The 14,392-nt window shown below is 34.4% G+C and carries 13 protein-coding genes, 2 tRNA genes and 1 other annotated feature; all 15 genes read left to right on the top strand.

Annotated features, from left to right (window positions below; all coding sequences use genetic code 11):
• Positions 1–96 precede the first annotated feature (96 nt).
• The 15 genes from sigH to rpsL all read left to right on the top strand — a co-directional run bounded on the left by sigH (position 97) and on the right by rpsL (position 14,246).
• A complete protein-coding gene (gene sigH, locus KPL55_RS09340; RefSeq protein WP_376770433.1) occupies positions 97–714 on the top strand; it encodes an RNA polymerase sporulation sigma factor SigH in 618 nt (205 codons plus the stop codon).
• A 70-nt stretch (positions 715–784) separates the two neighbouring features.
• Positions 785–859 (top strand) — tRNA-Gly (locus KPL55_RS09335).
• Positions 860–868: 9 nt separating this feature from the next.
• Positions 869–944: transfer RNA gene (locus KPL55_RS09330), tRNA-Thr, on the top strand.
• An 80-nt stretch (positions 945–1,024) separates the two neighbouring features.
• Complete coding sequence (gene tuf, locus KPL55_RS09325; protein ID WP_216306425.1) at positions 1,025–2,218, top strand: elongation factor Tu; 1,194 nt, start codon at positions 1,025–1,027, stop codon at positions 2,216–2,218.
• Between the two features lie 207 nt (positions 2,219–2,425).
• The gene (gene rpmG, locus KPL55_RS09320; protein ID WP_071614647.1) at positions 2,426–2,575 is read left to right on the top strand and encodes a 50S ribosomal protein L33; all 150 of its coding nucleotides are present in this window, start codon (positions 2,426–2,428) and stop codon (positions 2,573–2,575) included.
• Between the two features lie 37 nt (positions 2,576–2,612).
• The gene (gene secE, locus KPL55_RS09315; protein ID WP_216306437.1) at positions 2,613–2,837 is read left to right on the top strand and encodes a preprotein translocase subunit SecE; all 225 of its coding nucleotides are present in this window, start codon (positions 2,613–2,615) and stop codon (positions 2,835–2,837) included.
• A gap of 45 nt (positions 2,838–2,882) precedes the next feature.
• Entirely contained in the window at positions 2,883–3,404 is a 522-nt protein-coding gene (gene nusG, locus KPL55_RS09310; RefSeq protein ID WP_216306436.1) for a transcription termination/antitermination protein NusG, read from the top strand.
• A gap of 76 nt (positions 3,405–3,480) precedes the next feature.
• Positions 3,481–3,906: a 50S ribosomal protein L11 gene (rplK, locus tag KPL55_RS09305; protein ID WP_216306435.1), complete on the top strand. Its 426-nt coding sequence runs from the start codon at positions 3,481–3,483 to the stop codon at positions 3,904–3,906.
• Positions 3,907–3,964: 58 nt separating this feature from the next.
• Positions 3,965–4,654 carry a 50S ribosomal protein L1 gene (gene rplA, locus KPL55_RS09300; RefSeq protein WP_216306434.1) on the top strand — a complete coding sequence of 230 codons (690 nt, stop codon included), beginning with the start codon at positions 3,965–3,967 and terminating at the stop codon, positions 4,652–4,654.
• Positions 4,655–4,691: 37 nt separating this feature from the next.
• Positions 4,692–4,829, top strand: a sequence feature (ribosomal protein L10 leader region).
• Between the two features lie 34 nt (positions 4,830–4,863).
• A complete protein-coding gene (gene rplJ / locus KPL55_RS09295; RefSeq protein ID WP_216306433.1) occupies positions 4,864–5,364 on the top strand; it encodes a 50S ribosomal protein L10 in 501 nt (166 codons plus the stop codon).
• A gap of 131 nt (positions 5,365–5,495) precedes the next feature.
• The gene (rplL, locus tag KPL55_RS09290) at positions 5,496–5,855 is read left to right on the top strand and encodes a 50S ribosomal protein L7/L12 (RefSeq protein WP_216306432.1); all 360 of its coding nucleotides are present in this window, start codon (positions 5,496–5,498) and stop codon (positions 5,853–5,855) included.
• A 263-nt stretch (positions 5,856–6,118) separates the two neighbouring features.
• A complete protein-coding gene (rpoB, locus tag KPL55_RS09285) occupies positions 6,119–9,832 on the top strand; it encodes a DNA-directed RNA polymerase subunit beta (RefSeq protein ID WP_216306431.1) in 3,714 nt (1,237 codons plus the stop codon).
• Between the two features lie 20 nt (positions 9,833–9,852).
• Positions 9,853–13,386: a DNA-directed RNA polymerase subunit beta' gene (gene rpoC, locus KPL55_RS09280; protein WP_216306430.1), complete on the top strand. Its 3,534-nt coding sequence runs from the start codon at positions 9,853–9,855 to the stop codon at positions 13,384–13,386.
• 122 nt (positions 13,387–13,508) lie between these two features.
• Positions 13,509–13,751, top strand: a complete 243-nt coding sequence (locus tag KPL55_RS09275; protein ID WP_216306429.1) for a ribosomal L7Ae/L30e/S12e/Gadd45 family protein — start codon at positions 13,509–13,511, stop codon at positions 13,749–13,751.
• A 114-nt stretch (positions 13,752–13,865) separates the two neighbouring features.
• Positions 13,866–14,246 (top strand): 30S ribosomal protein S12, encoded by a 381-nt coding sequence (gene rpsL / locus KPL55_RS09270; protein ID WP_216306428.1) that lies wholly within the window; start codon positions 13,866–13,868, stop codon positions 14,244–14,246.
• Positions 14,247–14,392 lie beyond the last annotated feature (146 nt).

Raw genomic sequence — 14,392 nt, 5'->3', positions numbered from 1 at the left:
ATGCTTGACTATACAAATTGCTCTAAGGTATAATAATCTATATGTCACATGGTTGGTTTGGAGGGGATATTGTTGGAGAAAATCATTAGAGCTAGTATGAGTAGTTCAAGCTTTGAGGAAAGATTGGATGAAGAAGTAGTTATTGAAGCACAAAATAACAATGTTCGAGCACAAGAGTATTTGATTAATAAATACAAAAACTTTGTAAAAGCAAAAGCTAAATCATATTTTTTGATTGGAGCTGATAAAGAAGATATCTATCAAGAGGGAATGATTGGTCTCTATAAGGGTATTAGAGACTTTAAGGCAGATAGATTATCCTCATTTAGGGCTTTTGCAGAGATTTGTGTTACAAGGCAGATAATTACGGCAATAAAAACAGCAACCCGCCAAAAACATATTCCCCTTAATACATATATATCTTTAAACAAACCGATATATGACGAGGAATCAGACAGAACATTATTAGATGTGCTATCGGGTGCTAAGATTACTGATCCGGAAGAATTAGTTATAAGTCGCGAGGAAGTAATTAGTATTCAAAATGAAATTGGCCAAGTTTTGTCAGAACTTGAAATGGAAGTACTTATGTCATACTTAGATGGTAAATCTTATCAAGAGATTGCATGCGATTTAGATAGGCATGCGAAGTCCATTGATAATGCCCTTCAAAGAGTTAAAAGAAAATTAGAAAAATGTCTAAGTAAAAGATGAAAATGTATTGACAAAAAAAACAATCAATAGTAAAATTAATAACTGGTGTATAGCTTTAAGTTGTACGTCAGCGGGAGTAGCTCAGTGGTAGAGCACCAGCTTCCCAAGCTGGGTGTCGCGGGTTCAAGCCCCGTTTCCCGCTCCAAAATTAAATGCCCATATAGCTCAGTCGGCAGAGCGTCACCTTGGTAAGGTGGAGGTCACCGGTTCAATCCCGGTTATGGGCTCCATAGCTATTAGGGTCGTACAGTACACTAGGATGAGTTTACGAACGCGAAAGTGTTATTATTCAAATAAGGAGGAATTTAAAATGGCAAAGGTAAAATTTGAAAGAAACAAGCCACATGTAAATATTGGAACAGTAGGACACGTGGATCACGGCAAGACAACATTAACAGCTGCAATAACAGCAGTACTAGCAACTAAGGGTTTAGCAGAAGCTTCAAGATTTGACATGATTGATAAAGCACCAGAGGAAAGAGAAAGAGGAATTACAATTAACACTGCACATGTTGAATATGAAACAGAAAATAGACATTATGCACATGTTGATTGCCCAGGACATGCAGATTATGTAAAGAACATGATCACAGGAGCAGCACAAATGGACGGAGCAATCCTAGTAGTTAGTGCAGCAGATGGTCCAATGCCTCAAACAAGAGAACATATATTACTTGCAAGCAGAGTTGGAGTAGGTTATATAGTAGTATTCTTGAACAAAGCAGATATGGTAGATGATCCAGAATTATTAGAACTTGTTGAAATGGAAGTAAGAGAATTATTAAGTGAGTATGACTTCCCAGGAGACGATATTCCAGTAATAATAGGATCAGCATTAAAAGCATTAGAAAACCCAACAGATCCAGAAGCATCAAAATGCATATTTGAATTGATGGAAGCAGTAGATACTTACATTCCAACACCAGCAAGAGCAACAGACAAACCATTCTTAATGCCAATAGAAGATGTATTCACAATCACAGGTAGAGGAACAGTTGCAACAGGAAGAGTTGAAACTGGGATACTTAAAGTTGGAGAAGAAGTTGAAATCGTTGGACTTAGCGAAGATAAGAGAAAAGTTGTATGTACAGGAGTTGAAATGTTTAGAAAACTTCTAGATCAAGCAATGGCAGGAGATAATATTGGAGCTTTATTAAGAGGAGTACAAAGAGCAGATATTCAAAGAGGTCAAGTACTTTCAAAACCAGGTTCAATACATCCACATGCTAAATTTGTAGGTCAAGTATATGTACTTAAAAAAGAAGAAGGCGGAAGACATACTCCATTCTTCGACGGATACAGACCACAATTTTATTTCAGAACAACTGATGTAACAGGATCAATAAAATTACCAGACGGAATGGAAATGGTAATGCCAGGAGATCACATAGACATGAATGTTGAATTAATAACTCAAGTAGCAATGGATGAGGGATTAAGATTTGCAATCAGAGAAGGTGGAAGAACGGTAGGATCAGGAGTTGTTACTTCAATAGTTAAATAATATAAACAAAAAAATCATAGCAAAGCAAAGATATGTTGTGGATTAGGAGCAAAAGGTTGTTAAATAAAATCACCTTTAACTAATCCATTGACATATGTGTTGAATTGTGATAGATTATTTAAGTAAAACAAAAAAATGCTAAAGATGGCTTAGCGCTTAATAAGCATGAGCTTTCTTAAATAAATGTAAAACCGGGAGGTGTAGATTGTGAGAGTAAAAGTAACTTTAGCTTGCAATGATTGCAAACAAAGAAATTACAATACAATGAAAAACAAAAAGAATAACCCAGACAGAATAGAAATGAAGAAATACTGTAAGTTCTGCCACAAACATACACTTCATAAAGAAACAAAATAATACAGCATAAACACAAAACAGTGGGGATGTGAATAGAATGGCTGTTACTGGGAATGTTAAAGTAAAGAAAAATTCAAACCAAAAAGGTTTAGGAAAGTTTTTCAGGGAACTTAAGGCAGAAGCGAAAAGAATAACGTGGTCTTCAAAACAAGATGTTAAAAAGGCAACTTTGGCAGTGGCAACTTTTTCTTTCCTTTTTGTAATCTTTGTAGGTTTGTTGGATTATGGGTTTAATAACCTCTATAAACTAATCTTTAAATAAGGTAAAGGAAGGAGGGCGGGGACGGAGAACTCCACCCCTTGAGCTATGGCAGATAAAGCTAAATGGTATGTTGTACATACATATTCTGGTTATGAAAATAAAGTTAAAGTCAACCTAGAAAAGGCAATTGAAAATAGAAACCTAGAAGAATTTGTTCACGATATTCAGGTTCCTATGGAAGAAGTAGTTGAAGTAAAGGATGGAAAGCAGAAAATAACTTTTAAAAAAGTATTTCCAGGTTATGTTATGGTTAAAATGCTTATGACAGATGAATCTTGGTATATAGTTAGAAATACCAGAGGTGTAACAGGGTTCGTAGGACCTGGTTCTAAACCAGTTGCTCTTACAGAAGATGAAGTTAGAACTATGGGAATAGCAGAAAAATCTATAGTTGTTGACTACGTTGTAGGTGAGAACATTCAGGTAACATTTGGACCACTAGAAGGATTTGTTGCTTTAATACAAGAAATTCATTTGGAAAAGCAAAAAGTAAAAGCACTTATAAACATGTTTGGCAGGGAAACACCTGTTGAATTAGAATTCAATCAGATACAAAAATTAGACTAAGCACTAAATAAAACGAAAGTTTTAGTAAGTGGGAGGATTTTTAATCCGATTACCACAATATAGGAGGTATATATTCATGGCTAAGAAAATAACAGGAATGATAAAACTTCAACTTCCAGCAGGGAAAGCTACTCCGGCACCACCAGTTGGACCAGCACTTGGACAACACGGAGTTAATATCATGGGATTCTGTAAAGAATTTAATGCAAAAACTTCTGATCAAGCAGGTATGATAATACCAGTAGTTATTACTGTATATCAAGATAGATCTTTTAGTTTTATACTTAAAACTCCACCAGCAGCTATATTATTAAAGAAAGCAGTTGGTTTAGAAAGCGGTTCTGGTGTTCCAAACAAAACTAAGATCGCTACAGTTTCTAAGGCTAAAGTAAGAGAAATAGCTGAACTTAAAATGCCAGACTTAAATGCAGCATCAATTGAAGCTGCAATGAGTATGATAGCTGGAACAGCAAGAAGTATGGGAATAGTTGTAGAAGAATAATTTTGAATTAATTACGTGGGAGGCAAATACCGTTAGTACCACGAAGGAGGATATTATTATGGGAAAGAATTACATAGAAAGCGCTAAGCTTATAGATAAAGCGGCTTTATATACACCAGCAGAAGCTATGGATCTTGTGGTGAAAACATCTAAAGCTAAATTTGATGAAACAATAGAACTTGCTGTAAGCCTTGGAGTTGATCCAAGACATGCAGATCAACAAGTTAGAGGTGCAGTAGTACTTCCTCACGGAACTGGTAAAACAGTTAGAGTTTTAGTTTTTGCTAAAGGCGATAAAGCTAAGGAAGCAGAACTTGCAGGAGCAGATTTCGTTGGAAATGATGAATTAGTTGATAAAATCCAAAAAGAAAACTGGTTTGAATTTGATGTAGTTGTTGCTACTCCAGACATGATGGGTGTTGTTGGTAAATTAGGTAGAGTACTTGGACCTAAGGGATTAATGCCAAATCCGAAGTCAGGAACTGTTACATTTGATGTTACTAGAGCAATTAATGAAATCAAAGCTGGTAAAGTTGAATACAGAGTTGATAAGACTTCTATAATTCATGTACCACTTGGTAAAAAATCATTTGGCGCTGAAAAATTAATTGAAAACTTCCATGCTTTAATGGAAGCAGTAGTTAAAGCTAAACCGGCAGCAGCTAAGGGACAATACTTAAAATCAGTATCAGTTTCAAGTACTATGGGACCTGGAATAAAGGTTAACCAAGCTAAGGTATTAGACTAGTATTGACAAACAGGATTAAACATGTTACAATGTTTAAAGTTAAATGAATAATATTCCGTAGATAGTGGGTGCGAAAGCGTAAAAGACAACATGCCTGCCGAGGATTCCAATAAATGTACTTATGTACGGATATTTGGTCTCTTCGCGTCTGCGGAGAGACTTTAATTTTTCATAATGCAGTTTAAAAACTGGTAGGAGGTGGATATACAATGTTAAGCAATAACAGACAATTAAAAGAAGTGAAAGTAGCAGAAATAAAAGAAAAATTAGCTAAAGCTAAAGGTGTAGTACTTAGTCAATATCAAGGTCTTAATGTAGAAGAAGATACTGAGCTAAGAAAAAATCTTAGAGAAGCTGGGGTAGAATATAAAGTTTATAAAAATACTTTAGTTATTCTAGCAGCTAAGGAATTAGGAATTGAAGGCATAGCAACTCACCTACAAGGATCTATTTCATTAGCATTTGGATATGAAGACGCAACTGTTGCAGCTAGAGTTTTAAAAGAGTTTGCAAAAACTCATAAAAAATTAGAACTTAGAGCAGCTATAATCGAAGGCAAAATATTCGATGGTGCCCAGGTTAACGAGCTTGCATCAATACCATCAAGAGATGTACTTATTGCAAAATTACTTGGAAGCTTCAAAGCTCCATTATCAAATCTTGCATACTTATTGAATTCAATTAAAGAACAAAAACAATCTGTAGAATAATATTTTAATATTAGACTTAGATACATATTAGTTTTTAATTGATTCAGATCATGACTTTATCATTTGTGATAGAGTTATTCTAAAGGTAAAACAAAACATAGATATGAAAAAAATTCGGAGGTGCATTTATAATGACAAGAGAAGAAATTATTCAAGCTATAAAAGATATGAGTGTTTTAGAATTAAATGAACTAGTAAAAACTTGTGAAGAAGAATTTGGAGTAAGTGCTTCAGCACCAGTTGCTGCTGCAGGAGCTGCTACAGCTGTAGCAGAAGAAAAAACTGAGTTTGATGTTGTTTTAACTAGTGCAGGCCCTAACAAAATTAAAGTTATTAAAGTTGTTAGAGAATTAACTGGATTAGGACTTAAAGAAGCTAAAGATATAGTTGATGGTGCTCCAAAAACTATTAAAGAAGCTGTAAGTAAAGATGATGCAGAAGCTATAAAAGCTAAACTTGAAGAAGTTGGCGGCGGAGCAGAAATAAAATAATCTCAGTATAAAACAGGGTACTTTTATATAAGAGTGCCCTTTTTTAAAACGTTATGTTGACATAGAATTAAAATTATGATAATATAGCGTAATGCATTGAAAATTAGTAGTTTGTCATTAAAAATAATGAAATTACTGGTTAAAGTGAATTAAATATACAAAAATGGTTATAATAACATGAAGAATGTGTGAATCCAGAAGCATAATGTCCTAGGGGAAAGTGTGTTTTTGGTTATTTTAGTTTATGCAAGGGGTGAAAGCTGATGGTACATCCTGTCCAGTTAGGTAAAAGAACAAGAATGAGTTTCTCAAAAATAAGTGAAGTAACTGATATGCCAAATTTAATTGAAATACAGTTAGACTCTTATGATTGGTTTCTAAAAGAAGGACTTCAAGAGGTTTTTGACGACATAAATCCTATACAAGATTATACGGGAAATCTTGTTTTAGAGTTCGTAGGTTATAAACTTGATATAGATAATATTAAGTATACTGAGGAACAGTGTAAAGAAAGAGATACAACTTACGCAGCACCGCTCAAAGTAAAGGTTAGATTGCGTAATAATGAAACTGGTGAAATCAAAGAGCAAGAAGTCTTTATGGGAGATTTCCCACTTATGACACCACAAGGGACATTTGTAATTAATGGAGCAGAAAGAGTTATAGTAAGTCAATTGGTTAGATCTCCAGGTGTTTACTACAATTACTCCGTTGATAAAACAGGAAAAAAACTTTACTCGGCTACTGTAATTCCAAACAGAGGAGCATGGCTTGAGTATGAAACAGATTCTAATGATATTGTATACATTAGAATTGACAAAACAAGGAAACTACCTATAAGTGTTTTGGCTAGAGCTATGATGGATAATGGTAGCGATTTAGACTTACATGAGTTATTAGGTGAAGAAGAAAGACTAAAAGCTACAATAGAAAAAGATAACACTAAAACAAGAGAAGAAGCCTTAATAGAAATATATAAGAGATTAAGACCAGGCGAACCACCTACAGTGGATAGTGCGGTATCTCTTATTGATTCGTTATTCTTTGATGCAAAGAGGTACGATCTGTCAAGAGTTGGTAGATATAAATTCAATAAAAAGCTATCAATTAATCACAGAATTGCAAACCAAATTGCTGCTGAGAATATTGTAAATCCTGTTACAGGTGAAGTTATAGTTGAAAAAGATCAAAAAATAGACAGAGAAGTTGCTTTAGAAATTCAGAATTTAGGAATTAATGTAGTGGATCTTCAAGTAGAGGATAAAGTTTTAAGAGTTATAGGAAATCATTTTGTCAACCTTAATAAGGTAGTTAATTTTGATGTTTCTGATCTTAATATTAGGGAAATGGTTCATTATCCAACACTTAAAGAGATATTAGATAATTTTAGTGATGAAGAATCTATTAAAGAGCAGATTAAAGCAAATAGAACTAGATTAATACCAAAACATATAATTAAAGATGATATGTATGCTACAGTGAGCTACGAGTTAGGACTAACTTACGATATCGGTTATATTGATGATATTGATCATTTAGGTAATAGAAGAATTAGATCTGTAGGAGAACTTTTACAGAATCAATTCAGAATAGGGTTATCAAGAATGGAAAGAGTTGTAAAAGAAAGAATGACAATTCAAGACCAGGAAGGAATAACACCACAAGCACTTATCAACATAAGGCCTGTAGCTGCAGCTATTAAAGAATTCTTTGGAAGTTCTCAACTTTCTCAATTCATGGATCAAACAAATCCATTATCAGAACTTACAAACAAAAGAAGATTATCTGCACTAGGACCAGGTGGACTTTCAAGAGAGAGAGCTGGATTTGAGGTTAGAGATGTTCATTACTCACATTACGGCAGAATGTGTCCTATAGAAACTCCAGAAGGACCTAATATAGGACTTATTAACTCACTTGCAAGTTACGCTAAAGTTAATGAATATGGATTTATTGAAACACCTTATAGAGTTGTAGATAAAAAAACATCAGTAGTCACAAATGAAATTATATACATGACTGCAGATGAAGAAGATGCTTATTTAGTAGCACAGGCAAGTGAACCAATTAGTGAGGATGGTACTTTTGTAGATAAAAAAATTACTGTAAGAGCTAAACAAGAAGTATTAGTTGTTCCAAAAGAAGAAGTTGACCTTATGGATATATCCCCAAGGCAAATAGTTTCTGTTGCTACTGCTATGATCCCATTTCTTGAGAATGATGATGCCAGTCGTGCGCTAATGGGTTCTAATATGCAACGTCAAGCAGTTCCACTACTTAAATCACAGGCTCCAATTGTTGGTACAGGAATAGAATACAGAGCCGCAGTAGATTCTGGTGTTCTTCCTAAAGCTAAAAATGCAGGCGTGGTTGAGTATGTAAGTGCTAATGAAATTAAGGTAAGAAGAGAATCAGACAATGGATTAGATGTTTATAAAATACTTAAATTTAAAAGATCCAATCAAGGTACTTGTATAAATCAGAGACCTATAGTTAACAAAGGCGAAAAAGTTGAAGTAAATACAGTACTTGCAGATGGACCTTCAACAGACCTTGGAGAAATAGCTTTAGGGAAAAACATCCGTATTGGGTTTGTAACTTGGGAAGGTTATAACTATGAGGATGCAATGCTAATATCTGAAGAACTTGTTCGCGATGACATATTTACTTCAGTTCATATTGAAGAGTACGAGTCAGAAGCAAGAGATACTAAGCTTGGACCAGAAGAAATAACTAGAGACATCCCTAATGTTGGAGAAGATGCACTTAAAGACATAGATGAGGGTGGAATAATAAGAATTGGTGCTGAGATAAGATCTGGAGATATTCTAGTGGGTAAAGTAACTCCTAAGGGTGAAACAGAACTTACCGCAGAGGAAAGATTATTAAGAGCAATATTTGGTGAAAAGGCAAGAGAAGTAAGAGACACTTCACTTAGAGTACCACATGGCGAAGCTGGAATAATAGTTGACGTTAAGGTGTTCACTAGGGAAAATGGCGATGAACTTCCACCAGGTGTTAATGAACTAGTTAGATGTTATATAGCACAAAAGAGAAAAATATCTGTAGGCGATAAAATGGCAGGAAGACATGGTAATAAAGGAGTTATATCAAGAGTATTACCAGTAGAGGATATGCCGTTTTTACCTGATGGAAGAGCACTTCAAATATGCTTAAATCCACTTGGTGTTCCTTCACGTATGAATATAGGTCAAGTATTAGAAGTTCATTTAGGATGGGCAGCTAGCGAACTTGGTTGGCACATCGCAACACCAGTATTTGATGGTGCGCTTGAGGAAGAAATTGAAGCGTGCTTAATAAAAGCCGGATATGATGCAGATGGAAAAACTGATTTGTATGATGGAAGAACAGGAGAAGCATTAGACAGCAGAGTTACTGTTGGATATATGTATATCTTAAAACTTCATCATCTAGTAGATGATAAGATACATGCTAGATCCACAGGACCTTATTCTCTAGTAACTCAGCAACCATTAGGTGGTAAAGCACAGTTTGGTGGCCAAAGATTCGGAGAAATGGAAGTATGGGCGTTAGAAGCATATGGTTCAGCCCACACACTACAAGAGATTCTAACAGTTAAATCTGATGATGTTGTTGGTAGAGTTAAAACATATGAGGCAATTGTAAAAGGTGAGAATATTCCAGAGCCAGGAGTACCGGAGTCATTTAAGGTTCTTATAAAGGAATTACAAGCGTTATGTCTTAATGTTAAAGTTCTTACTGATGATTTAGAAGAAATTAAACTTAAAGAATCAGTTGATGATGAAATGGAAGAATTAAATTTAAATGTTAATATAGAAGGTTCAGAAGATGTAGTGCCTGAATCACCAACTGAAGAGTACATTGAACTCATCGATGAAGATGAGGAAGTAGATGTTGATATAAATTATGATGAAGTACCATTAGAAGATTTTGGTGAAGACTTAGAACTTAATGATTTTAATGATGAACATTAATATGAAGGGAGGCTGTACCCTTGTTTGAATTTAATAATTTTGATGCTATTCAAATAGGATTGGCATCACCGGAGCAAATCAGAGAATGGTCAAAAGGTGAAGTTAAAAAACCTGAGACTATAAATTATAGAACTTTAAAACCTGAAAGAGATGGACTATTTTGCGAAAGAATATTTGGTCCAATTAAAGATTGGGAATGTCATTGTGGTAAATATAAGAGAGTAAGATATAAGGGAATAGTTTGTGATAGATGTGGCGTTGAAGTTACAAAATCTAAAGTAAGACGTGAAAGAATGGGGCATATTGAACTTGCTGCTCCAGTATCTCACATTTGGTATTTCAAAGGAATACCATCTCGTATGGGACTTATTTTAGACATGTCACCTAGATCCCTGGAAAAAATTCTATATTTCGCTTCTTATGTAGTGTTGGATCCAAAAGAAACATCACTATTAACAAAACAGATTCTTAGTGAAAAAGAATATAGAGAAGCCATAGATAAATTTGGAGCTGATAGTTTTGTAGCTGGTATGGGTGCAGAATCTGTAAAGGTACTACTACAAAACATAAACTTAGAAGAATTATCTAAGGAGTTAAAGGAAGATCTAAAAACAAGTACAGGACAAAAAAGAATTAGAAGTATAAGAAGATTAGATGTTTCTGAATCTTTTAGAAAATCAAAAAACAAACCTGAGTGGATTATAATTGACGTAATTCCAGTAATACCACCTGATTTAAGACCGATGGTACAATTGGATGGAGGAAGATTTGCTACTTCTGATTTGAATGATTTATATAGAAGGGTAATAAACAGAAACAATAGACTTAAAAAACTTCTAGATTTAGGCGCTCCAGATATAATAGTTAGAAACGAAAAAAGAATGCTTCAAGAAGCTGTTGATGCATTAATTGATAATGGAAGAAGAGGAAGGCCAGTTACTGGACCAGGAAACAGACCTTTAAAATCTCTTTCTGACATGTTAAAAGGAAAGCAAGGAAGATTCAGACAGAATTTACTTGGAAAGCGTGTTGATTACTCAGGCCGTTCAGTTATAGTTGTTGGGCCGGAATTACAAATGTATCAATGTGGACTTCCAAAAGAAATGGCTTTAGAATTATTTAAGCCTTTTGTTATGAAAAAACTAGTTGGAAGTGGAGTAGCACATAACATTAAGAGTGCTAAGAGGATGGTAGAGAGAGTTATGCCTCAAGTATGGGATGTACTTGAAGAAGTAATAGCAGATCATCCAGTACTGTTAAATCGTGCACCTACGCTTCATAGACTAGGAATACAAGCTTTCCAACCAATACTTGTAGAAGGTAGGGCTATTAAACTACATCCACTTGTATGTACAGCATATAACGCTGATTTCGATGGAGATCAGATGGCGGTACATGTACCTCTATCTGTTGAAGCTCAAGCTGAAGCAAGGTTCTTAATGCTTGCAGCCCATAATATTATGAAACCATCAGATGGTAAACCAGTTTGTGTACCTACTCAAGATATGGTATTAGGTGCCTACTATTTAACTATTGATAAAGATGGTGCTAAGGGCGAGGGAAGATCATTCTCATCACCTGATGAAGTAATAATGGCTTATCAAGTAAAAGATATTGAGATTCATGCTAAAATCAAAGTCAAGATGTTTGGTGTTGTTAATGGTGTTAAAATATCTGCAATTATAGATACTACACCTGGTAAATTAATTTTTAATGAAACAATACCTCAGGATTTAGGATTCATTGATAGAAGCATTCCTGGAAATGAACTTAAATTTGAGATAGATTTCCTAGTAAGTAAAAAGAATCTTGGTAGTATTATTGATAAATGCTACTTGAAATATGGTCCATCAGAAACTTCTAAGATGTTAGATAAGATAAAGGCTAAAGGATATCATTACTCTACAATTGGAGCAATTACCGTTGCTACATCTGATATGCAAGTTCCAGAGGCTAAAAAAGGATTATTAAAAGATGCTGATGAAACTGTTGATAAAATAGAGAAAATGTATCGTAGAGGTTTTATATCTGAGGAAGAAAGATACCAAAGAGTAATAGAAAAATGGACTAAGACTACTGAAGATGTTGCAAATGCACTTATGGATAGTTTGGATAAATTCAATCCAATATTTATGATGGCGGATTCAGGAGCCAGAGGGTCTAAGAGTCAAATTAAACAATTAGCTGGTATGAGAGGCCTGATGGCTAATCCATCTGGTAAAATAATTGAATTACCTATCAGAGCATCTTTTAGAGATGGACTTAATGTATTAGAGTACTTTATTTCAACACATGGAGCTAGAAAAGGTAACGCGGATACAGCACTTAAGACTGCCGATTCAGGTTATCTAACAAGAAGACTTGTTGATGTATGTCAAGACGTTATAGTAAGACATGAAGATTGTGGAACAAATGAAGGCTTTGAAGTTTCTGAAATTTGTGATGGTAGTGAAGTAATTGAACAGTTAGTTGAAAGACTTACTGGAAGATATTCTGCAGAAGATATTATTCATCCAAAAACAGGAAAGGTAATAGTTCCTAAAGATGAGTATATGGATATTAAGTTAGCAGAAGAAGTTCAAAAGTCTGGTGTAAAGAAAGTTATGATTAGATCAGTATTTACATGTAAGGCTAAAATCGGAGTTTGCGCTAAATGTTATGGAATGAACATGGCAACTTCTCAAAAGATTAATATTGGAGAAGCAGTAGGAATAATTGCAGCTCAATCCATAGGTGAACCAGGAACACAGCTTACAATGAGAACATTCCATACAGGTGGAGTAGCAGGATCAGATATAACTCAAGGTCTTCCAAGAGTTGAGGAATTATTTGAAGCTAGAAAGCCAAAAGGACTTGCAATAGTAAGTGATGTTTGTGGTACAGTCAAAATGGAAGATACTAAGAAAAAGAGAATTGTTATTGTAATTAGTGATGCAGGGGAAGAAATAAGTTATGACATACCTTTTGGATCAAGATTAAAAGTTGCAAATGGCGATAGAATTGAAGCTGGAGACGAAATAATTGAGGGTTCAGTTAATCCGCATGATATTTTAAGAATCAAAGGCGTTCAAGGAGTTAAGAATTATTTATCTTCAGAGGTACAAAAAGTTTATAGACTTCAAGGTGTTGATATCAATGATAAGCATTTAGAGGTTGTTGTAAGGCAGATGACAAGGAAAGTGAAAATTGAGGAATCTGGAGATACTGAATTACTTCCAGGAAACTTAGTAGATATATTTGCTTTTGAAGATGCTAATGCAAAAATTGAATCTGAAGGTGGCGTACCTGCTGTTGGAAAGATCTCATTGCTAGGTATAACAAAAGCAGCACTTGCTACAGAGTCATTCTTGTCAGCAGCATCATTCCAAGAAACAACAAGGGTACTTACTGATGCAGCTATTAAAGGTAAAATTGATCCATTACTTGGATTAAAAGAAAATGTAATAATTGGTAAGCTAATACCTGCTGGTACTGGAATGACAAGATATAGAACTATAAAGATCAATACTGAAGATGAAGAAAAAGTAGAAATTGAAAATGATTTAGAAGTATAAGTTGTAATTAGTTGACAGGGTGTTGCTAAAATGATAAAATACACCTTGTGTGTGATTTAAATCGACTAGATACATCTTAAATAGATAAATCTTGTGATTATAATTATAAAGGGGAGTTAGAAATGGTATGTAAAATTGTAGGTCAGAAAGTCGTTGGAGTCAAACAAACCCTAAAAGCATTAAAGAATAATAAGGGTAAGGTTTTGTATATTGCCAAGGATGCTGAGAGTAGTATTACTGATCCTATTGTGAAACTAGCCAATATTAATACCCTGCAAATAATATTTGTAGACACAATGAAAGAACTAGGAAATCTTTGTGATATAGATGTTGCCTCAGCGACAGCATTGAGTCTAGAAGATTAATTAAAGCTAGCAACTAAAAAATATAGATATATCATGCAGTAACGTAGCCATTGGTTATGTTACGCGGCATTGATATAAATGAGAATCAGCTTATAAAAATGAGGAGGTGAAATCATGCCAACTATTAATCAATTAGTAAGAAAAGGCAGAAAGACACTAGTAACAAAATCAGCTTCACCAGCACTAAAAAACTGCCCACAAAAAAGAGGTGTTTGTACAGTAGTTAAAACAACAACTCCTAAGAAGCCAAACTCAGCATTAAGAAAAGTTGCAAGAGTTAGACTTACAAACGGATTTGAAGTTACTGCTTACATACCAGGTGTAGGACACAATTTACAAGAACATAGTGTTGTTCTTATAAGAGGTGGAAAAGTTAAAGATTTACCAGGAGTTAGATACCACATCATCAGAGGAACATTAGATTCAGCTGGAGTTGCTGGAAGACTACAAAGTAGATCTAAATATGGTACTAAGAAACCAAAGGCTAAAAAATAATGCTTTGAATTAAGGTACAATGTCTTCAGCATTTATATATATGATAATTTAATTTTATATTTACATACAATTGCAGAAGTACAAAGTGCTTTGCGGTAGAGATATCGAGTACCTATGAGTTAATTAAAATTGTTAAGGAGGGAAGT

Source organism: Clostridium lacusfryxellense (assembly GCF_018861735.1).
Lineage (GTDB): Bacteria > Bacillota > Clostridia > Clostridiales > Clostridiaceae > Clostridium_AD > Clostridium_AD lacusfryxellense.
Note: the sequence above shows the minus strand (reverse complement) of the source record. Positions and strands in the feature narration are given on the sequence as shown.